At 64.1% G+C, this 19,089-nt stretch carries 17 protein-coding genes and 1 pseudogene; 9 read left to right on the top strand and 9 right to left on the bottom strand.

Annotated elements, in window-relative coordinates; genetic code table 11:
* Nucleotides 1–674: 674 nt before the first annotated feature.
* Both XH87_RS30615 and XH87_RS30610 read left to right on the top strand, forming a co-directional pair.
* The gene (locus XH87_RS30615) at nucleotides 675–1,034 is read left to right on the top strand and encodes a GNAT family N-acetyltransferase (RefSeq protein ID WP_333909207.1); all 360 of its coding nucleotides are present in this window, start codon (nucleotides 675–677) and stop codon (nucleotides 1,032–1,034) included.
* A gap of 440 nt (nucleotides 1,035–1,474) precedes the next feature.
* Nucleotides 1,475–2,392, top strand: a complete 918-nt coding sequence (locus XH87_RS30610; RefSeq protein WP_271590102.1) for an NADP-dependent oxidoreductase — start codon at nucleotides 1,475–1,477, stop codon at nucleotides 2,390–2,392.
* A 128-nt stretch (nucleotides 2,393–2,520) separates the two neighbouring features.
* Here XH87_RS30610 and XH87_RS30605 read toward each other — a convergent pair whose 3' ends face one another.
* The 4 genes and pseudogenes from XH87_RS30605 to XH87_RS30590 form a co-directional block, all read right to left on the bottom strand.
* The gene (locus tag XH87_RS30605) at nucleotides 2,521–2,925 is read right to left on the bottom strand and encodes a YccF domain-containing protein (RefSeq protein ID WP_158667570.1); all 405 of its coding nucleotides are present in this window, start codon (nucleotides 2,923–2,925) and stop codon (nucleotides 2,521–2,523) included.
* A 300-nt stretch (nucleotides 2,926–3,225) separates the two neighbouring features.
* Nucleotides 3,226–3,889: pseudogene (locus XH87_RS30600) on the bottom strand (enoyl-CoA hydratase/isomerase family protein).
* A 148-nt stretch (nucleotides 3,890–4,037) separates the two neighbouring features.
* A complete protein-coding gene (locus tag XH87_RS30595; RefSeq protein WP_271590100.1) occupies nucleotides 4,038–5,582 on the bottom strand; it encodes an acyl-CoA synthetase in 1,545 nt (514 codons plus the stop codon).
* A gap of 133 nt (nucleotides 5,583–5,715) precedes the next feature.
* Nucleotides 5,716–6,525: a crotonase/enoyl-CoA hydratase family protein gene (locus tag XH87_RS30590; RefSeq protein WP_271590099.1), complete on the bottom strand. Its 810-nt coding sequence runs from the start codon at nucleotides 6,523–6,525 to the stop codon at nucleotides 5,716–5,718.
* A gap of 105 nt (nucleotides 6,526–6,630) precedes the next feature.
* Between XH87_RS30590 and XH87_RS30585 the strand changes: the two genes are divergently transcribed.
* Together XH87_RS30585 and XH87_RS30580 are read left to right on the top strand one after the other, a co-directional pair.
* Nucleotides 6,631–7,503, top strand: a complete 873-nt coding sequence (locus XH87_RS30585) for an SDR family oxidoreductase (protein ID WP_271590098.1) — start codon at nucleotides 6,631–6,633, stop codon at nucleotides 7,501–7,503.
* A gap of 253 nt (nucleotides 7,504–7,756) precedes the next feature.
* Nucleotides 7,757–9,334: a fatty acid--CoA ligase gene (locus XH87_RS30580; protein ID WP_271590097.1), complete on the top strand. Its 1,578-nt coding sequence runs from the start codon at nucleotides 7,757–7,759 to the stop codon at nucleotides 9,332–9,334.
* A 175-nt stretch (nucleotides 9,335–9,509) separates the two neighbouring features.
* Here the strand turns inward: XH87_RS30580 and XH87_RS30575 are convergent, their stop codons facing one another.
* A complete protein-coding gene (locus XH87_RS30575; protein ID WP_271590096.1) occupies nucleotides 9,510–10,784 on the bottom strand; it encodes an acyl-CoA dehydrogenase family protein in 1,275 nt (424 codons plus the stop codon).
* 213 nt (nucleotides 10,785–10,997) lie between these two features.
* Here XH87_RS30575 and XH87_RS30570 point away from each other — a divergent pair, with 213 nt between their 5' ends.
* On the top strand, nucleotides 10,998–11,777 hold the full coding sequence (locus XH87_RS30570; protein ID WP_271590095.1) for an enoyl-CoA hydratase-related protein: 780 nt from the start codon (nucleotides 10,998–11,000) through the stop codon (nucleotides 11,775–11,777).
* 39 nt (nucleotides 11,778–11,816) lie between these two features.
* Here the strand turns inward: XH87_RS30570 and XH87_RS30565 are convergent, their stop codons facing one another.
* Genes XH87_RS30565 through XH87_RS30555 form a run of 3 tightly spaced genes read right to left on the bottom strand, consistent with a single transcriptional unit; the run spans nucleotide 11,817 to nucleotide 13,969 of the window.
* Nucleotides 11,817–12,194 (bottom strand): DUF6285 domain-containing protein, encoded by a 378-nt coding sequence (locus XH87_RS30565; RefSeq protein ID WP_035709203.1) that lies wholly within the window; start codon nucleotides 12,192–12,194, stop codon nucleotides 11,817–11,819.
* 3 nt (nucleotides 12,195–12,197) lie between these two features.
* Nucleotides 12,198–13,184 carry a phosphotransferase family protein gene (locus XH87_RS30560; RefSeq protein ID WP_035709201.1) on the bottom strand — a complete coding sequence of 329 codons (987 nt, stop codon included), beginning with the start codon at nucleotides 13,182–13,184 and terminating at the stop codon, nucleotides 12,198–12,200.
* Nucleotides 13,181–13,969: an enoyl-CoA hydratase/isomerase gene (locus XH87_RS30555; protein ID WP_271590094.1), complete on the bottom strand. Its 789-nt coding sequence runs from the start codon at nucleotides 13,967–13,969 to the stop codon at nucleotides 13,181–13,183. The genes XH87_RS30560 and XH87_RS30555 overlap by 4 nt, the downstream gene beginning before the upstream one ends.
* A 190-nt stretch (nucleotides 13,970–14,159) precedes the next feature.
* On the opposite strand from XH87_RS30555, the gene XH87_RS30550 reads away from it, so the two are divergent.
* From XH87_RS30550 to XH87_RS30535, 4 genes are all read left to right on the top strand, one after another.
* Nucleotides 14,160–14,939 carry an SDR family NAD(P)-dependent oxidoreductase gene (locus XH87_RS30550; RefSeq protein WP_271590093.1) on the top strand — a complete coding sequence of 260 codons (780 nt, stop codon included), beginning with the start codon at nucleotides 14,160–14,162 and terminating at the stop codon, nucleotides 14,937–14,939.
* A 114-nt stretch (nucleotides 14,940–15,053) separates the two neighbouring features.
* A complete protein-coding gene (locus XH87_RS30545) occupies nucleotides 15,054–15,434 on the top strand; it encodes a VOC family protein (RefSeq protein WP_271590092.1) in 381 nt (126 codons plus the stop codon).
* Between the two features lie 292 nt (nucleotides 15,435–15,726).
* Nucleotides 15,727–17,004, top strand: coding sequence for an acyl-CoA dehydrogenase family protein (locus tag XH87_RS30540; protein WP_035709193.1), 1,278 nt, complete (start codon nucleotides 15,727–15,729; stop codon nucleotides 17,002–17,004).
* A gap of 158 nt (nucleotides 17,005–17,162) precedes the next feature.
* On the top strand, nucleotides 17,163–17,780 hold the full coding sequence (locus tag XH87_RS30535) for a flavin reductase family protein (protein WP_271590091.1): 618 nt from the start codon (nucleotides 17,163–17,165) through the stop codon (nucleotides 17,778–17,780).
* A 204-nt stretch (nucleotides 17,781–17,984) separates the two neighbouring features.
* Here XH87_RS30535 and yghU read toward each other — a convergent pair whose 3' ends face one another.
* Entirely contained in the window at nucleotides 17,985–18,860 is an 876-nt protein-coding gene (gene yghU / locus XH87_RS30530) for a glutathione-dependent disulfide-bond oxidoreductase (protein ID WP_271590090.1), read from the bottom strand.
* Between the last annotated feature and the right edge of the window lie 229 nt (nucleotides 18,861–19,089).

Raw genomic sequence — 19,089 nt, 5'->3', positions numbered from 1 at the left:
CGGACAATCGGAGGCTCGCGCGTGCTCGCCCCCAATGCCGAAAAGACACGCTGTGACCGCGCCGTGTCGTACCGCGGATCGTGACGACTCACGGGCCTCAACCCGCCCTGCCATCCCGTCACGCGCCGGCGCTGCCGCGTCCATCGCATCCCGGCCTACGTATCGTGACGATCGCGAAACGTCCCTTTTGACGGGGCCGGGATGGAATGCGGTTTAACCGAAACTACAAATTCGGTCAATCGGAATATTTGCGACCCCGTCCCTTGACCAGCATGTGGCGTGGTTTGCCCGTCGGGCAACGCGAGGGATTGTATGACGGCGTAGGATGGGTAGAGCGAAGCGAAACCCATCCTGTTTCGTCATCTGAGAGCAGATTGACGGATTTCGCTGGCGCTCTACCCATCCTACGAGCTGTCGTGACAGACCGACGTCCGCTCCACCACGACAGCCGCCCCGCTGCTGCCGCTCTCTGTTCGTCTCTGGGCGCGAGAAGCTGGCGAGCCGAAATCGCATCTTGGGGTTGTGAACCGAGGCATTCTGTACATAATTGCCGGATGGAAATTCGGGATGCCGAGATTGAGGACGCAGAGGCCGCTTGCCTCGTTATGAGGCGCTCGATAGCAGACCTATGCGCGGCCGATCATAAGAACGATAGCGCCATCTTAGAGCGATGGTTGGGAAATAAGACTCCCGAGATTTTTGTCTCTTGGATCAAGCAGCCTGGAAATTCGGTGCTCGTAGCCGCTGAGGAGAATGACATTCTCGCTGTGGGATCCGTCACTGACGCCGGCCAAATTACTTTGAACTACGTTTCTCCCGACGTGAGATTCCGTGGCATCAGTCGTGCGTTGCTTCGTGCGCTCGAAGCACGAGCGCTGGAGCGAGGCAACACGCGATGCACCCTGACTAGCACCGAAACCGCCCTTCGATTCTATGGCTCCAACGGCTATACGGCGGACGGCCAGCCCGTCGGCAATTTCGGTACCGGCTCCGGCTATCCAATGTCGAAGGCGCTCGTTACGCATACGCGTTGACCGCCAACGACTTCGCCTAAGGGTTGCATGCCGCCGAGGCTACGCAAGCCGCGCGACTTCCGCTTCGCCGCCGAAGGCCGAGCCCGTAGGATGGGTTGAGCCCTTGCGAAACCCATCATGCCTCGTCTCCGGCGGATGGATTGATGGGTTTCGCTGGCGCTCTACCCATCTTACGAGCTCGATCTGTTCGCCGTCTCAATGCGCTTGGTACAGCCAAAATCTCCAATCTTGGTACTGGTGTCATGACCAGGCGCAACGCATCTACCTGCTGGTGCCACGACCGAAGCGATCCCGATCGACAGTCTCAGTGGGAGCCCCGGTCAATGCAGACAGCGCAGATCGCAGACACGTCCACACTGTCTGGTCGTTTGTGGATAGCCGTCGCGCTCACGAGGCCTGCAACAGTCGCATCAAGGGACAATGACCAAGGAGATAATCCCATGAAGGCAATCGTTGTAAGGGACCAGGCCGCGGGAACGGCGGGGATGAAGCTGGTCGACCGGCCCGAGCCGCAGGCTGCGATAAACGACGTCGTGGTCCAGGTTCATGCGGCGAGATTTGTCCCGACTGAGCTGACGTGGCCTTCGACCTGGACTGATCGCCTCGATCACGACCGAACGCCCTCGATCCCCGGGCACGAGCTCGCCGGAGTGGTCAGCGCTCTTGGATATGGAACGACAGGACTGGTGCTGGGACAGCGGGTGTTCGGCCTCGCGGACTGGTATCGCGACGGCACGCTGGCCGAGTATGTGGCGATCGAGGCGCGCAACCTCGCGCCGCTGCCGGGCGACGTCGACTTCACGGTGGGGGCGAGCCTGCCGATCTCGGGTCTGACCGCATGGCAAGGGCTGTTCCAGCATGGCCGCCTTCAGGCGGGACAGAGCATCCTCGCACACGGCGCGGCCGGCGCAGTCGGATCGATGGTGACGCAACTCGCACGAGAGGCGGGCGCCTACGTCATCGGCACCGGACGCGCCGCCGACCGTCAGACGGTGCTCGACTTCGGCGCGAAGGAGTTCGTCGACCTCGACAAAGATTCGCTGAAAGACGTCGGCGAAGTCGATCTGGTATTCGATGTTATCGGCGGTGACATACAGAAGCAGTCCGTAGGACGGATTCGAGCCGGAGGAACACTGGTGACCGTCGTCGGGCCGGCCGAGGCGCGGCCCCCCGACGGCCTGGCGGTCAACTTCGTCGTCGAGCCGGATCGCGCCCAACTGAGCGAGATCGTCCAGCGGGTGCGGGACGGACGACTAAGGACGCACATCGGCAAGGTCTCAACCCTTGATGAATCCGTCGCCGCCTTGAATCCGACCGAGCGACGCAAGGGGAATACGATCATCCGCGTTCGTCCTTGAGCGAGGCCCGCCCAAAGAGGCACGCAGCACGTAGGATGGGTTGAGCTCTTGCGAAACCCATCATGCCTCGTCTCCGGCGGATGGATTGATGGGTTTCGCTGGCGCTCTACCCATCCGACGCGTTCGCCCTACGCCGGTACGATCACCTTGCCGATCGGCCAGAGCGCTATCCCTGCGAGCTTCAGATGCGCCCAGGCAAAGGGGATGCCGATGATGGTCACGGCCAGCACCAGCGCGGTCAGGAGGTGGCCGAGCGCCAGCCACCAGCCGGCCAGCACGAACCAGATGATGTTGCCGATCACCCCGAGCGGGCCGGTGCCGATATCCTCGACACCGGTCACGTCGTAGCGGTTGACCGCGCGCGAGCCGAACGGCAGCAGCGTGTAGACGGCGATGTTGAACGCCGCCCGCGCCCAGGGCAGGCCGATGATGGTGACGGCCATGATGACCGCGGCCACCAGCCAGCCGAACGCCATCCAGGCGCCGCCGATGAGGATCCAGAGGATGTTCAGGAGCATGGATACGGGGGTCATGGGACGATCCGGAAGTCAGTGCCTCCGTTCATATAGGGACGAAATCTGTCTCTGCGAAGACGGCCTAGCCCCGGATGAAGCGCATATCGCATTTTCCGCGAGCGGAGCGCGCGCCTCGTCCTTCGAGACGACCGCTTCGCGGTCTCCTCAGGATGAGGCTAAGCAGCATTGGCGCCCGTTGAAGGTGGCGCCGCACACCAGGTCCTCATCCTGAGGGCCCGCCGACGGCGGGCGTCTCGAAGGATGGCCGCAGGCGAAATCGCTCCGACATGCGATTCCTCCGGGGTTACGGACAACCGCCTACCGTCCCTCGAATTTCGGCTCCCGCTTTTCCATGAAGGCCTTCATGCCTTCGGCCATGTCCTCGGTCTTGAATAGTGCGAGTGATCAGGTCGGCATCTGGCACGACCTCGTTGGCGAGGCCCCATTCCAGACATTCGCGCGCGCTGAGCGTGCGGCCCGTGAAGATCAGCTCGGAAGCCTTCGCCCAGCCCAGCATGCGCGGCAACAGCCAGGTGCCGCCGGATTCCGGCACGACGCCACGCTTGACGAAGGCAGCGGCAAGCTTGGCGGATTCCGCCATGACGCGGATGTCGCAGCCGAGCGCGGTGTCCATGCCGTAGCCGGCAGCGCCGCCATTCACGGCGCAGATCGTCGGCTTGTCCATCGCCTGGAGCACAGTGGGCGGCGTGTTGCGGAGGTTGATCGTCGTCGGCGAGGACGCGGCGCTGAGGCCGTTGCCGTCGCGCTCCTTGCGCAGGTCGAGGCCGGCGCAGAACGCCCTGCCCTTGCCGGTGAGGATCACGACGCGGACGTTCTTGTCCTCATTGGCTTCGGTGAGTAACCGCGCGAGATCGTTCAGCATCGGACCGGAGATGGTGTTCATGCGCTCCGGCGCGTTCAGCGTGATGGTCGCGATGTGATCGGCGACGGTGTAGAGGACTTCGTTGGTCGCGTCGGTCATATGTCTCCCCATTCGTTGTCCCGTAAGGTGGGCAAAGGCGCATTTGCGCCGTGCCCACGATCTGTCTCCATAAGCGAATATGGTGGGCACGCCTCCGCCTTCGCTCTTCGAGCTACGGCGGGCGCTTTGCCCACCCTACGGCACCGCCTCAGATCTTCCGGCCCGCCTGCTCCCAATAGGGATCGCGCAGGCGACGCTTGAAGATTTTCCCGGAATCTTCGCGCGGCAGTCCGGTGCGGATCTCGATGTGCTTGGGCACCTTGTAATCGGCCAGATGCGCCTTCAGCGCGACCCGGACGTCGGACGCCTCGAGCGCCACGCCCGGCTGCGGCTCGACCACGGCCATCAGAGCCTCGCCGAACTCGGCGTCGGGGATGCCGAATACGGCGCAATCATGCACGCCGGGCACGGCATGCAGAACGGATTCGATCTCGGCTGGATAGATGTTGACGCCGCCAGAGATCACCATGTCGCGCTTGCGGTCGCAGATGAAGACGTAGCCGTCCTCATCGATATAGCCGACATCGCCCGATGTGATGAAGCCGCCGCGATCGATCTCGGCGCGCTTCTCCGGCTTGTTGTGGTAGGTGAAATCGGCCATCTCGGCCATGCGGGAATAGATCTCGCCGATCTCGCCCACATCGAGCACGCGGCCATCCTCGCCGATGAAGCGCAGCTCGGCGCCGGGCGAGATCTTGCCGACCGTGCCGGGCTTCTTCAGCGCGTCCTCCGAGGTCGCAAAGGTGACGGCGCTGGATTCGGTCGAGCCGTAGAATTCATAGATGACCGGCCCCCACCATTCGATCATGGCGCGCTTGACGTCGGCCGGGCACGGTGCGGCGGCGTGGATGACGTGGCGCAGCGAGGAGACATCGTACTTCCCGCGCACCTTCTCCGGCAGCTTCATCAGGCGGATGAACATGGTCGGCACCATGAAGATGGTGTCGATCTTGTATCGCTCGATTGCTTCCAGGAACTCCTCCGCCTCGAAGCGCGGCATCAGCACCAGAACCCCGCCGAGCCTGCCGGCGCGGATGCCGAACGAGTTCGGCGCGGAATGATAGAGCGGGCCCGGCAGCAGCGCGCGGGCGCCGGGCTTGAGCCCATAGATCATCGCGCGCATGCGCTCGCCGGCCGCCTGCTGCTCCGGCGTCGGCGCATTGCGGCGGACGCCCTTGGGATGGCCGGTTGTGCCCGAAGTGTAGATCATGTTCATGGGCTGCGGCACGACCGGGCCGTCATAGGGCCGGTGCTGCGCGAGCCACGTCTCGAAATCGATCGCGAAGTTCGGCGTCGCCAGATGATCCGGATCGATCTTGTAGTTGGACAGGATCTCCGGCGGCGTCGGCACGCTGAGCACGGTGACGCCCTTCGGTATGGCATTGCGCAAACCGTGCAGCATGTCGGCATGCCCGATCAGGACCGCGGTGGCGGAGTCCTCGAGGATGTAGGTGATCTCTTCCGGCTTGAAATGCCAGTTGATCGGCACGCCATAGGCGCCGAGGCGCATCGCGGCGTAGGCCGATTCCAGGAAGGCAATGTCGTTGCGCATCAGCATGCAGACGCAATCGCCCTGGCGAACGCCGATCTTGGCGAGGCCGGATGCGATGCGGTCGGCGCGATTGGCGACTTCGGTGTGGGAACGACGGCGCTCGCCGGACACGATGCCGAGGAATTGGGACGTTTCGCTCATTTTTGTTTTTTCTTTTTCGCTACGTTGTCATTCCGGGATGGTCCGAAGGAACAGACCCGGAATCTCGAGGTTCTCAGGTGCGCAATTGCGCACCTTAGTTCGATGCTGCGCATCGCCCCGGAACGACGGCAAATCAATCCTCAAACTTCGCCGCGCGCTTTTCCAGATTGGAGCGCACCGCTTCGGTCTGGTTCGGACTGCCGATCAGCTTCTGCTGCTCGACGGATTCGGCGAGCAGCGCGGGGCCGGGATCAACCGAGAGATTGTTGAGGAGACGCTTGGCCGCGCGGATCGCATCGGGGCTCTTGCCGGCGATCTCGCGCGCGACCTCGAAGGCGGCGGCACGCGGATCATCGCAGACGCGGGTGGCGAGGCCGTAGGCCATCGCCTCCTGCGCGGAGAAAATGCGGCCGGTATAGGTGAGATCGCGCAGGATATCGTCGCGCACGAGCGAAGCCAGGATCGGCGTGCCCGCCATGTCGGGGACGAGACCCCATTTGATCTCCATGATCGACATCCGCGCATCTGAGCTGAGAAAGCGCATGTCGGCGCCGAGCGCGAGCTGGAAGCCGCCGCCGAACGCGACGCCATGCACGGCTGCGATCACTGGAACCGGAAGCTGACGCCAGCCCCACACGGCGGCTTGCGGAAAGTTCGCCTGACCATGGGTGCGCTTGGTGAGATCGCGATTTTCGCCGCCCGGAATTCCGTTGCCGCCCTTCTCCTTCATGGCGGCAAAACGCCCCATGTCGAGGCCGGCGCAGAAGGCGCGGCCCTCGCCTGACAGCACAACGGCACGCACGCCCTTTTCCTTCGAAAGCCGGTCGGTTGCAGCGACGAGCGCCTCGAACATGGCCTGATCCAGCGCATTCATCTTGTCGGCGCGCACCAGCCGCACGTCGGCGACGCCTTCCGAAATCGAGATCGAGACGCGCTCTTCCATGGATCAATTCTCCCCTGTTCTTGTTCGGTGCCGCTTTACAGGACGCTGGCGGCCGGATTTAGTCAATCGACCAATTAACTGACAATCCCTACGGGGGAAACAGCCATGTTCAAGGAAAATCTTCTGGCCGGCCGGCGCATTCTCGTGACCGGCGGCGGCACCGGTCTCGGCAAGTCGATGGCGGCGCGCTTCCTCCAGCTCGGCGCCGACGTGCACATTTGCGGCCGGCGCAAGATCGTCTGCGACGAGACCGCGACCGAGCTGATGGATCTCCATGGCGGCCGCGTCACCAGCCACGGCGTCGACATCCGCAACGCGCTCGCGGTCGAGGAGATGGTGGAGAACATCTTTCGCGATGGCCCGCTCACCGACCTCATCAACAACGCCGCCGGCAACTTCATCTCGCGCACCGAGGAGCTGTCGTCGCGCGGCTTCGACGCGGTCGCCAACATCGTCATGCACGGCACGTTCTACGTGACTCATGCGGTCGGCAAGCGCTGGATCGCTTTGAAGCAGCCCGGCAACGTCGTCTCGATCACGGTGACGTGGGTGCGCAACGGCTCGCCCTATGTGGTGCCGTCGGCAATGAGCAAGTCGGCGATCCACGCCATGACGATGTCGCTCGCCACCGAATGGGGCCGCTACGGCATCCGCCTCAACACCATTGCGCCGGGCGAGATCCCGACCGAGGGCATGAGCAAGCGCATCAAGCCCGGCGACGAGGCCGGCGCGCGCACCAGGGCGATGAACCCGATGGGCCGCGTCGGCACCATGGAGGAGCTGCAGAACCTCGCGGTATTCCTGATCTCCGGCGGCTGCGACTGGATCAACGGCGAGACCATCGCCATGGACGGCGCCCAGGCGCTCGCGATGGGCGGCAATTTCTACCAGCTGCGCGACTGGAGCGACGACGACTGGAAGACCGCGCGCGAGAGCATCGTGGCGCAGAACGAGAAGGACCGGGCGAAGCGGGGGTGATGCTCTCTCGTGCCCCGGACGCAGTGCAGCGCGCCCCCGGCGATGCGAAGCATCGTCCGGAGCGGCGTGGTGCACTGCTGAGCCGGGGCCTAGATTTCTTGCACGTGGATAGAATGGGTCCCGGCTCTGCGCAGCAGCGCAAGCGCTGCAGCGCGTCCGGGACACAAAATCATCGATTATCTCTCCCATCTTGTCTTCACCCGCGGATGACTCCACACTCCCAGGCATAAAAACAAGACGCTACGGGAGAAACATGTCCACACAGCCATTGGCGAATCTCGCCGACATGGTGCGCGAGCGCGCGAAGAGCCGCGGCAACGCCATTGCCTACGAGTTCGAGGGCCGCACCACCAGCTTTGCCGAGTTCGACATCAAGACGAACAAGGTCGCGAACGCCCTGATCGCGATGGGCGTGAGATCCGGCGACCGCATCGCCTATCTCGGCAAGAACAGCGACCTCTATTTCGAGCTCTTGATGGGCGCGATGAAAGCCGGCGTCGTCATGGCGCCGGTGAACTGGCGGCTCGCGGGACCCGAGGTCGCCTTCATCGTTTCGGATTGCAAGGCGCCCGTGCTGTTCGTCGGGCCGGAATTCATCGCGCAGGTGCGTCAGATCAGGGACCAGATAGCGGGCGTGCGCACTATCATCACCACCGAAGGCGGCGCGCCGGAATGGCAGGATTTTACGGCCTGGCGGGATGCGCAGAGCGGTGAGGACCCGAGGGTGCCGATCGACACCAGGGACATCGCGATCCAGCTCTACACCTCGGGCACGACAGGCAAGCCGAAGGGCGCGATGCTGAGCCACGCGAACTTCCTCAACCTGGTGCAGACAGGCAATGCCGAGGACAAGCCCGAGTGGAACCGGTGGTCGACCGACGACGTGTCGCTGGTCGCGATGCCGGTCTTCCACATCGGCGGCTCCGGATGGGGCGTGATGGGGCTCTATCACGGTGCCCGCGGCGTGATCGCGCGCGAATTCGATCCGAGCAAGGTGCTGGATTTCTTCGAGCAGTCGGGCATCACGAAACTATTCATGGTGCCGGCGGCGATGCAGTTCGTGGTGCGGCAGCCGCGCGCCAGGACGGTGGATTTCTCGCGGCTGAAATACATGCTCTACGGCGCTTCCCCGATTCCGGCGGCGCTGCTGAAGGAGTGTATCGACGTCTTCAGATGCGGCTTCGTGCAGCTCTACGGCATGACCGAGACCACCGGCACCATCGTGGCGCTGCCGCCGGAAGATCACGTCGAAGGGCTCGAGCGGATGCGCTCGGCCGGCAAGGCGCTGCCCGGCGTCGAGATCGCAATCCTGGACGTGGACGGCAAGCCGCTGCCGCCGCGCCAGGTCGGCGAGATCGCGACGCGTTCGGGCTCGAATATGGCCGGCTACTGGAATTTGCCTGAAGCCACCGCTGCGACGCTGCGAAGTGACGGCTGGCTGCGCACGGGCGATGCCGGCTACATGGACGAGGACGGCTACCTCTACATCCACGACCGCATCAAGGACATGATCATCTCCGGCGGCGAGAACATCTATCCGGCCGAGGTCGAGAGCGCGCTGTGCGACCATCCCGACGTCGCCGAGGCCGCCGTAATCGGCGTGCCCGACGACAAATGGGGCGAGGCGGTGAAGGCGGTCGTGGTGATGAAACCGGGCAAGCAGGCGACCGCCACCGACATCATCAACTTCACCCGGACGCGTATCGCCGGCTACAAGACCCCGAAGAGCGTAGAATTCCTGCCGGCACTGCCGCGCAATCCGAGCGGCAAGATTTTGCGGCGGCAATTGCGGGAGCCGCATTGGGCGGGAAAGGATCGGCGGGTCAACTAGCCTCGAGGTGCAGCCATCGAGACTACCGTCTTTGAGAGGTGCTGGATTGCTTCGCTACGCTCGCAATGACGGAGGAGAGAGAGCCGCTCTCTCCGCCTCATTGCGAGGAGCGCTTGCGACGAACCAATCCAGACTGCCTCCATACGAAGATTTGGATTGTTACCTTTGCCAACAGTCAATGCTTCCCCGGCCCCATATACCCGAACAGGAACCCCGCCACTTTTCGCATCTGGATCTCCTCGCTGCCTTCGGTGATGCGATATCTCCGGTGGTGGCGATAGATGTGCTCGAACGGCTTGTGGCGTGAATAGCCCATGCCGCCGTGGACCTGCATGGCGCGGTCGGCGGATTCGCAGCAGAGGCGGTTTGCCCAGTAGTTGCACATCGAGACGCGGTCGGACAGCGTGCGCTCGATCTGCTCCTCGGTGAGCTGGTCCATCTCCCAGGCGGTCTTGCGGATCAAGAGGCGCAGCATCTCGGCCTGCGTGGCGAGCTCGACCAGCGGAAACTGAATCGCCTGGTTCTCGGCGAGCGCCCTGCCGAACGGCTTTCGTTCGCGCGCATATTTCACACTTTCGTTGATGCAGTACACCGCAGCGCCCAGCGAGCTCGCCGCCTGCCGGATGCGATTCTGGTGCACGAAGCACTGTGCCAGCGACAGGCCGCGGCCGACTTCGCCGAAAAGCGCATCCTCCGGCACGAAGACGTCGGTGAAGCTGACGCGGGGGTGATCGGTCGGCATGTTGAAGGTCCACATGTACTCCTCGACCTTGACGCCGTGGCTCTTCGCGGGCACCAGGAAGCAGGTGATGCCGCGGGCATCGCCATCGTTGCCGCTCGTGCGCGCGAACAGCGCGCAGTGCGTGGCGACGTGCATCCCGGTGGTCCACATCTTCTCGCCGTTGATGATCCAGCCCTTGACGTTGTCGCGCGTCGCCGGCACCGCGCGCGTCTCCATGTGGGTCGCATCCGAACCGTGATGCGGCTCGGTGAGGCCAAAGGTGATGCGGTACTTGCCCCTGATCGAGCCGTCGATCATCGCCTTCTGGTCGTCGCGCCCATAGCGGTCGAGCATGGTGACGACCGGGAAATTGCCGACGATGGAGTGCTCGTTCTGGAGATCGTTGTGAAGGCCGAGACCTTTCGCGGCGAAATGCTCGCGGATCACGGCCATCCAGAGGTTGGAGCCGTCCTTGCCGCCATATTGCTTCGGCACAGGAAAGCGCAGGTGACCGGCGGCGTCGGCGAGATCCTTGGCCCTGCGCAGCAGCGCTTCCCATTCGTGGCGCGGCAGGCCGCCATTCTCGAAATCGGTGCGCGCCCATTCGCGGCGGTGATCGAAGAAGCGGATGTTGTCGTCGGCCTCTTCCAGCGGCTTTATCTCGCGTTCGATGAAACGGTCGAGCTCTCCGAGATAGGCGACGAGATCGGCAGGCAATGAGAAATCCAAAGGTTCTCTCCCGGATTGATTTTGTCGTTTTGCGTTGAGGCGCTAGGCGCACTCCTGCTTCGCGCGATTAAGCGGAGAAGAGCGCGTGCAAGTCAAGCAAGGCGAGACGTGACGGCTACGCAAAGCGCACCAGCGCAATTCGATGGTGCTCTGCGGCCAGCGCGCGGTAGTATGACGGCAATATTCCTTGACGAGAAAATGCGGGAGCGCGCAATGGAGCTGAAATTTTCCAAGCTGGAACACAAGGGGCCGATCACGATCGTCACGCTGTCGCGGCCCGAGGTCTACAACGCGCTGCACACCGATGCGCATTTCGAACTTCAGAAGGTGTTTGACGATTTCTCCGCGGACCCCGAGCAGTGGATCGCGATCGTCACGGGCAGCGGCGACAAGGCGTTCTGCGCCGGCAATGACCTGAAGTGGCAGGCGGCCGGCGGCAAGCGTGGCTGGGACAAGGGCGGCTTTGCCGGCCTCACCTCGCGGTTCGACTGCGACAAGCCGATCATCGCCGCGGTGAATGGTGTGGCGATGGGCGGCGGCTTCGAGATCGCGCTGGCGTGCGACCTGATCATTGCGTCGGAGAACGCGACATTCGCGCTGCCCGAGCCGCGCGTCGGCCTCGCCGCCCTCGCCGGCGGCCTGCACCGGCTGCCGCGGCAGATCGGGCTGAAGCGCGCCATGGGCATGATCCTCACCGCGCGCCATGTCAGCGCCAAGGAGGGGCTCGAGCTCGGATTCGTCAACGAGGTGGTGCCGCAGGGCGAGGCCCTCACGGCCGCGCTGCGCTGGGCGGAGATGATCTGCAAGAACTCGCCGATGTCGATCCGGGCCTCGAAGCAGGCGATCCAGAAGGGGCTTGGCGTGTCGCTGGAGCAGGCGATCGCCGAGCAGCGCGAATACCCCGCGGTGGAGGCGATGGTCGCCTCGCAGGATTACATCGAGGGCCCGAAGGCGTTCTCGGAGAAGCGGCCGCCGAAATGGGTGGGGAAGTGACGCGGTCCTTCCGTCGTCATTGCGAGCGCAGCGAAGCAATTACCCGCCTCGTCCCAGTTCGCGCTTGTACGAGGCGTAGCTCGGCTGATCGACGGCGAGCTTGTCCATCGTGGTCGCCCACAGATGCTCGGCGAGGCCCGGCGTTGCGAGGTCGATCTCGCCCTTGGCGATGCGATCCGCCAGAGCCCGGTTGAGATCCGTCACCGATCCGTCAATGCCGAGCAGCGCGCGCAGGCGCTCCACTTCCGCAGCATCGCTCCCCTCCTCCCGCGTCAGCTGCCGCGTCACGAGGTCGAGGATGTTGATGGCAACGCGCAGCTTGAAGGCCTGGTGGCCGGAGATCAGCGGCGTGATGTCGTTGCGGAGGAAATCGGCGACCGCTTTCGTCAGCTCGATGGGTGTCGGTTCGTCCTGCATGCGTCAGCTCCCGCGCGGCGCGAGCAGCCGCAACAGATCGATCTCGGTCTCGGAGGCACGGCGGCCGATCATGGCGCGCTCCATGGAATGGTCGGGGCTCTCGCGGAAGCGTTGCATCATGCCGCCGCACATGATGCCCCAGCGCAGCGTGCCCATCACCTCCCAGAACTTGACTCGCTCGGGATCGACCTTGCGGCCCGCCGCCTCGTAGCCGGCGAACAGCTCCTCGCGCGTGCCGAAACCGCCGACCGGCTTGTCGATCTCCCCGAAGCGCCAGGAATTGACGCAGACCCAGCCGAGGTCCTCCATGGGATCGCCGAGATGGGCGAGCTCCCAGTCGAGCACGGCACGGACGCCGTCAACGCCGATGATGAGATTGCCGTTGCGGAAATCGCCATGCACCAGCGTCGTCTCGGCCGCGGGACCGGGATCGTGGTCGCGCAACCAGCGCAGCGCCAGCTCGAACACGGGCTTGGGCCAATTCAGACTGCGATAGTCGCGCTCGAATTCGCCGATCTCCTTCGCCGCCGTCATGTACCGCAGCTCCGGCAGCCTGTTCTGCGGCAGCTTGTGCAGCCCGGCGAGAATGCCGCCGATCTGCCGCGCGAGAAGCGGCCGCGCCGTGGCGAACTCATCGTCCCGCAGGATCTTGCGCGCAATGGTCTCGCCCTCGATCCGCTGCATGATGAAGCCGGTACCGAGATCGTCTTCCGGCACCAGCACATGCAGCACGCGCGGCGACGGCACGCCGGCCTCGAAAGCGAGCTGCATCAGCTTTGCTTCCGCGGCAAGGCCTGCCGCGCGCGTTGGCGCTGCGCCATAACCTTTGGGCGAACGGCGCAGGATCGCGCCGATCGGTCCATCGGGATGCACGATGTCGAAGCGCCAGGTTTCCTGGCTGGCGCCGCCGGACAGCTTGGCCGCCCCGGTGACGCCGGTGGCCCCGCGGCACCAGCGCACGACGCTGCGGGAGAGTTCGGCCTCGATCATTTGCCCTTGAACTGCGCGGGACGCTTCTCGAGAAACGCGCCGACGCCTTCGCGAAAATCCTGGGTGTCGCCGGCGCGGAGCTGGCACTGGAATTCGAGGTTGAGCTGGTCCTCGAAGGAATTTTCGGGGCTGTCCCAATAGAGCTTGCGGATCAGCGCCAGCGCCACCGTCGGGCCGCTGGCGAGCTCGCGCGCCAGCTTCATCGCCTCTTCCATCAGCGCGCCGTCATCGTAGACGCGATTGACGAGGCCCCATTCCAGCGCCTTCTCGGCCGGCAACCGCTCGCCCATCAGCGACAATTCGATCGAGCGCGCCCGGCCGACGAGGCGCGGCAGGAGCCAGGTCGAGCCACAGTCCGGCACGAGGCCGATGCGGCGGAAGGCCTGCAGGAAATAGGACGAGCGCGCGCACAGGATCATGTCGCCGAGCAGCGCGAAGCTCATGCCGGCGCCGGCGGCGGGACCGTTGACCGCGGTGACGATCGGGCAGTGCAGATTGCGGATGCGGCGCAGGAAGGGGTGGAAGCCGGTCTCCAGCGTCAGGCCGGCCTTGGTCTTCTTCGACTGGTTGTTGCGGCCCTGCAGATTCGCACCGGTGCAGAAGGCGCGGCCCGCGCCGGTCAGCACCACGCAGCGCACCTCGTCCCTCTTCTCCTCGATCGCATCGAGCGCCTCGGCGAGACCGCCCAGCATGTCCACGGAGACCGCGTTCATCACCTCCTGATGGTCGAGCTTGAGGATCGCGACCGAGCCATCGAAATCGAGCGTGACGTGCTTGAGCTGCATGGTTTCCTCGTCAGTTGCGGCCGCGATTTTCGCAGACCGGAATTTGCCTGTTCCGGGGCGCATATTTGATTTTTGTCGCGACCTTGTCCATGGTGATCGCAGCATAGCAAGCAATCTTGTGCGCAGCGGCTGATGCGCCTCACGCCACGAAGTCTTGCCAGAGAAGTCTTGCCAGAAACGGGAAACGCGCATGGACCTTTTCGACCTCTCCGGCCGCGTGGCCGTGATCACCGGCGGCAATGGCGGCATCGGGCTCGGCATCGCGCAGGCGCTCGCGGCCCAGGGCTGCAACGTCTCGATCTGGGGCCGCAATCCCGACAAGAACAAGAGCGCTGCCGCGAGCCTGGCCGGCCTTCCCGGCAAGACCGACACCCGCGTCTGCGACGTCACCGACCGGGCCTCGGTCGATGCCGCGATGAAGGCGACGCTCGACACCTTCGGCCGGGTCGACGGCTGCTTCGCCAATGCCGGGATCGGCGGTGGCGGCCGACGCTCCTTCATCGAGCGCACCGAGGAGGAATGGCGCACGATGTTTGCGACCAATCTCGACGGCGTGTTCCACGCGTTCCAGGCCGCGGCAAAGCACATGACGGATCGCGCCAATGCCGGCGATCCGTTCGGCCGCCTCGTCGCGACCTCGAGCCTCGCCTCGATCTTCGGCACCGCACGCAACGAACATTATGCCGCGACCAAGGCCGCCATCAACGCGCTGGTGCGCGCGCTCGGCGTCGAGCTGGCGCGCTACGGCGTCACCGCGAACGCAATCCTGCCCGGCTGGATCAAGAGCGACATGACATCAGGCCTCATGGCCAACGACAAGTTCCTCGCCAACGTGATGCCGCGCATTCCGATGCGGCGCTTCGGCGAGGCATCCGATTTCGGCGGCATCGCGGTGTATCTGATGAGCAAGGCATCGTCGTATCACACCGCTGATACCTTCGTGATCGACGGCGGCTATACGGCCTTCTAGTTCAGCAGTTCGTAGCCCGGATGGAGCGAAGCGCAATCCGGGACTGCCACAAGCAAGCAAGACCCGGATTTCGCTTCGCTCCATCCGGGCTACAAGCACTGAGGGAATGGGCAAATGTTCTCGCACGTCATGATCGGCACCAACGACCTGGACAAGGCAAAAGCGTTCTACGACAATCTGCTGAGCACGCTCGAGGTTCGGCCGGCCAGGGTCGACGGCCATCGCATCTTCTACATCACCAAGACCGGCGTGTTCTCTGTGTCGAAGCCGATCAACGGCGAACCGGCGACCTGCGCGAACGGCGGCACCATCGGTTTCGCCTGCAGTTCCCCCGAGCAGGTCGACGCGTGGCACGCGGCTGGTGTCGCGGCCGGCGCGAAATCCATCGAGGATCCGCCCGGCGTACGTCAGGGCCCCGGCGGCAAGCTCTATCTGGCCTACCTGCGCGATCTCGACGGCAACAAGATCTGCGCGATGCATCGGATGGCGAACTGATCGCTCAGGATGCCGTCATTCCCCGCGAAGGCGGGGAATCCAGTACGCCGCAGCTTCTCGATTCAATCACTGCCGTCTCGGAGTACTGGATGGCCCGCCTGCGCGGGCGATGACGGCGGAGAGTGTGGCGCGGGCGTGCGAAGCATACCTCCCCCCATTCAAACAACATTTCAAACGCCTTCGCCAAATTCCATCACATGGCACGCCCGCGCGTCAAAAATGCGCGCTCGCACTTTGGCCGGGCTGCGACTATTCTCCCGGCTAATTCGATCTCAGCGCCCCGGGAGGAACAATGACAAAACACACCTACATTCCCCGCACCACCAACTACACTCTCAATCCCGGCGACGAGCTCAACGACCTCAGGATGTCGGACCAGGTCCGGCCGCTCTACGATCACGTCAAGAAATTCATCCGCGACACCGTCGAGCCGATGTCGATCGAGTTCGCCAAGGCCGGCGAAGGCAAGGAAGATCGCTGGAGCTTCACGCCGAAGCAGCTCGAGGTGTTGGAGAAGGCCAAGAACAAGGCCAAGCAGGAAGGCCTCTGGAACTTCTTCCTGCCCGATGACGAGACCGGCCAGGGCCTGAAGAATCTCGACTACGCCTATATCGCGGCCGAGCTCGGCAAGAGCCCGCTGGCGTCCGAGACCATGAACTGCTCGGCGCCCGACACCGGCAACATGGAGGTGCTGGAGCGCGTCGGCACCAAGGAGCAGAAGGAGAAGTGGCTGAAGCCGCTGCTCAACGGTGAGATCCGTTCGGCCTATGTCATGACCGAGCCGAACGTCGCCTCCTCCGACGCCAAGAACATCTCGACCACGGCCAAGCTCGTCGGCGACGAATGGGTCATCAACGGCGAGAAATATTACATCTCCGGTCTCGGCGATCCCCGCTGCAAGATCCTGATCGTGATGGTGAAGACCAATCCCGATGCGGCGCCGAGCAAGCAGCAGTCGCAGATCCTGGTGCCGCGCGACACCCCCGGCGTCGAGGTGCTCGGCCCCATGTACGTGTTCGGCCAGGATCACGCCCCGCGCGGCCACATGCACATGCGCTTCAACAACGTCCGCGTACCGAAGGAGAACATGCTGCTCGGCGAAGGTCGCGGCTTCGAGATCTCGCAGCTCCGCCTCGGGCCGGGCCGCATTCATCACTGCATGCGCACCATCGGCAAGGCCGAGAAGGCGCTCGATTTGATGGTGCAGCGGGGCCTGACCCGCGAGGCCTTCGGCAAGAAGATCGCCCATCTCGGCGGCAACATGCAGATCATCGCGCAGGCGCGCTGCGAGATCGAGGCGATGCGGCTGATGGTGCTGAAGGCCGCCAAGGCCATGGACGTGCTCGGCAACAAGGAGGCCCGCGTCTGGGTCTCCATGGTCAAGGCCATGGTGCCGGAGCGCGCCTGCAAGATCATCGATCAGGCGATCCAGATGCACGGCGCCACCGGCATCTCGCACTGGACCCCGCTCGCGGAGATGTACCAGGACGTGCGGCACCTGCGCTTTGCCGACGGTCCGGACGAGGTGCACTGGATGGTGGTCGGCCGGCACGAGTTGAGCATGGCGTGAGGCATCGCCTCTCTCCCCTTTCTTACGGGGAGAGCCGGTATCGTAGGGCGGATTGGCGGAGCGTAATCCGCCTTTCTCTTGCGAGATGGCGGATTGCGCCTACGGCTAATCTTACTGAGTCATTGCCCTACGAAGTCACACCTCGCCACGGAGCCACCATGGACTACGCCGCCAGCGACCTGACGCCACGCGAGCGCTACAAGGTGCTGACCTCCTTCATATTGCCGCGGCCGATCGCCTGGGTGACCTCGGTCGGGCCGACCGGAGTGGTCAACGCCGCACCGTTCAGCTTCTTCAACGCATTCTGCGAGGACCCGCCGCTCTGCATGTTCGCGGCGAACCGCAAGCCGAACGGTCAGGACAAGGACACGTTTCTCAACATCCAGCGAACCGGCGAATTCGTGGTCAACATCGCCGACGAGCCGCTGGCAAAGGCGATGCACGAGAGCAGTGGCGATTTTCCGCCTGAGGTCGGTGAACCCGACTATCTCGGCCTGAAGCTCGCTCCTTCAACGAAGATCGCCGTGCCCCGGTTGGCCGACGCGCCCTGGGCGATGGAGTGCAAGCTCTGGAAGTTGATCGACGTCAACGACGATCGCCGTCTCATCATGGGCGAAGGCGTCCACTTCCACATCCGCGACGAACTCTGGGATCCCGTGGCGATGCGGGTGCACATGGACCGCTACCACCCGATCGGCCGCATGTTCGCCGACCGCTACTGCCGCACCGATGACCGCGTGGTGTTTCCGGCGGCGGAGGGCGTGAAGAGGAAGTAGCCGCGCGCCGCGCACGAGGTGCGTCTCCCCGCCCCGCCTGTGGCAGGGCCATCGCATATGAGTTCTTGGCAGGGCCTGAGCAATCGCCTCGTCCTTCGAGGAGCCCGCCAAAGGCGGGCGCCTCGAAGGATGGCCGCAGGGAAAGGCTCTCAAATGCGATATCCCTGCCGCGAGCCGGGCGAGGTGAAGAAGGAGCGCGCCGCCTTATGTCGCCGGCGCGAGCTTGTCCTGTGTCTTGGTCTCGAAATCGGATGCGTCGTGGCGTTCGTGGAGCTGGCTGGTGGGATCGCCGGAGACGCGGTTGACCATGCGGCCGCGCTTCACGGCGGGTCGCTGCGCGATCTGGTCGGTCCAGCGCTGCACGTTCTTGTAGTCCTGCACCGACAAAAATTCGCCGGCGCCATAGACCAGGCCCTTGGCGAGCGCGCCGTACCAGGGCCACACCGCCATGTCGGCGATCGTGTACTCCTTGCCAGCGAGATATTCATTATCGGCGAGCCGCCGGTCGAGCACGTCGAGCTGGCGCTTGGTCTCCATCGCAAAGCGGTCGATGGCGTATTCGATCTTGAACGGCGCGTAGGCGTAGAAATGGCCGAAGCCGCCGCCGAGATAGGGCGCGCTGCCCATCTGCCAGAACAGCCAGGACATCGCCTCGGTGCGGGTCTTGATGTCTTTCGGCAGGAAGGCGCCGAACTTCTCGGCGAGATAGAACAGGATCGAGCCGGACTCGAACACGCGGATCGGCTCGGGTCCGGAGCGATCCATCAGCGCCGGGATCTTCGAGTTGGGATTGATGTCGACAAAACCGCTGCCGAATTGGTCGCCATTGCCGATTTTGATCAGCCAGGCGTCGTATTCGGCGCCCTTGTGGCCGAGCGCCAGAAGCTCCTCCAGCATCACCGTGACCTTCACCCCGTTCGGCGTCGCCAGTGAATAGAGCTGGAGCGGGTGCTTGCCGACCGGAAGTTCCTTGTCATGGGTGGGGCCGGCGATCGGACGGTTGATGCTGGCGAACTGCCCGCCATTCTCCTTGTTCCAGGTCCAGACTTTGGGCGGCACGTAGGCGGGGGTGTCGGTCATGCGAGGGCTCCGGCGGAAAGATGCGTCTGCATTAATTAGCCCGCGAACGGCCGATGACAAGGGCGCCGAAATGCATTGCCGGGCGGGGCAACTCCACGTTTTGTCATGGCAGGCCCCCTCCCCCGTCATTCCGGGGCGCCCGAGGGCGAGCCCGGAATCCATCGCGCCGCAGGGAAGCTTTGAGAAATGGATTCCGGGCTCTCGCTTCGCGAGCCCCGGAATGACGACG

The organism is Bradyrhizobium sp. CCBAU 53415 (assembly GCF_028128735.1).
GTDB lineage: Bacteria > Pseudomonadota > Alphaproteobacteria > Rhizobiales > Xanthobacteraceae > Bradyrhizobium.
This window is presented reverse-complemented; position numbering and strand designations above follow the sequence as displayed.

What these genes read in the sequence shown, in the direction of transcription:
- XH87_RS30610 (WP_271590102.1), top strand. Translation starts at nt 1,475, where the DNA reads ATGAAGGCAATCGTTGTAAGGGACCAGGCCGCGGGAACGGCGGGGATG.
- XH87_RS30605 (WP_158667570.1), bottom strand. Translation starts at nt 2,925, where the DNA reads ATGACCCCCGTATCCATGCTCCTGAACATCCTCTGGATCCTCATCGGC.
- XH87_RS30595 (WP_271590100.1), bottom strand. Translation starts at nt 5,582, where the DNA reads ATGAGCGAAACGTCCCAATTCCTCGGCATCGTGTCCGGCGAGCGCCGT.
- XH87_RS30590 (WP_271590099.1), bottom strand. Translation starts at nt 6,525, where the DNA reads ATGGAAGAGCGCGTCTCGATCTCGATTTCGGAAGGCGTCGCCGACGTG.
- XH87_RS30585 (WP_271590098.1), top strand. Translation starts at nt 6,631, where the DNA reads ATGTTCAAGGAAAATCTTCTGGCCGGCCGGCGCATTCTCGTGACCGGC.
- XH87_RS30580 (WP_271590097.1), top strand. Translation starts at nt 7,757, where the DNA reads ATGTCCACACAGCCATTGGCGAATCTCGCCGACATGGTGCGCGAGCGC.
- XH87_RS30570 (WP_271590095.1), top strand. Translation starts at nt 10,998, where the DNA reads ATGGAGCTGAAATTTTCCAAGCTGGAACACAAGGGGCCGATCACGATC.
- XH87_RS30565 (WP_035709203.1), bottom strand. Translation starts at nt 12,194, where the DNA reads ATGCAGGACGAACCGACACCCATCGAGCTGACGAAAGCGGTCGCCGAT.
- XH87_RS30560 (WP_035709201.1), bottom strand. Translation starts at nt 13,184, where the DNA reads ATGATCGAGGCCGAACTCTCCCGCAGCGTCGTGCGCTGGTGCCGCGGG.
- XH87_RS30555 (WP_271590094.1), bottom strand. Translation starts at nt 13,969, where the DNA reads ATGCAGCTCAAGCACGTCACGCTCGATTTCGATGGCTCGGTCGCGATC.
- XH87_RS30550 (WP_271590093.1), top strand. Translation starts at nt 14,160, where the DNA reads ATGGACCTTTTCGACCTCTCCGGCCGCGTGGCCGTGATCACCGGCGGC.
- XH87_RS30545 (WP_271590092.1), top strand. Translation starts at nt 15,054, where the DNA reads ATGTTCTCGCACGTCATGATCGGCACCAACGACCTGGACAAGGCAAAA.
- XH87_RS30540 (WP_035709193.1), top strand. Translation starts at nt 15,727, where the DNA reads ATGACAAAACACACCTACATTCCCCGCACCACCAACTACACTCTCAAT.
- XH87_RS30535 (WP_271590091.1), top strand. Translation starts at nt 17,163, where the DNA reads ATGGACTACGCCGCCAGCGACCTGACGCCACGCGAGCGCTACAAGGTG.
- yghU (WP_271590090.1), bottom strand. Translation starts at nt 18,860, where the DNA reads ATGACCGACACCCCCGCCTACGTGCCGCCCAAAGTCTGGACCTGGAAC.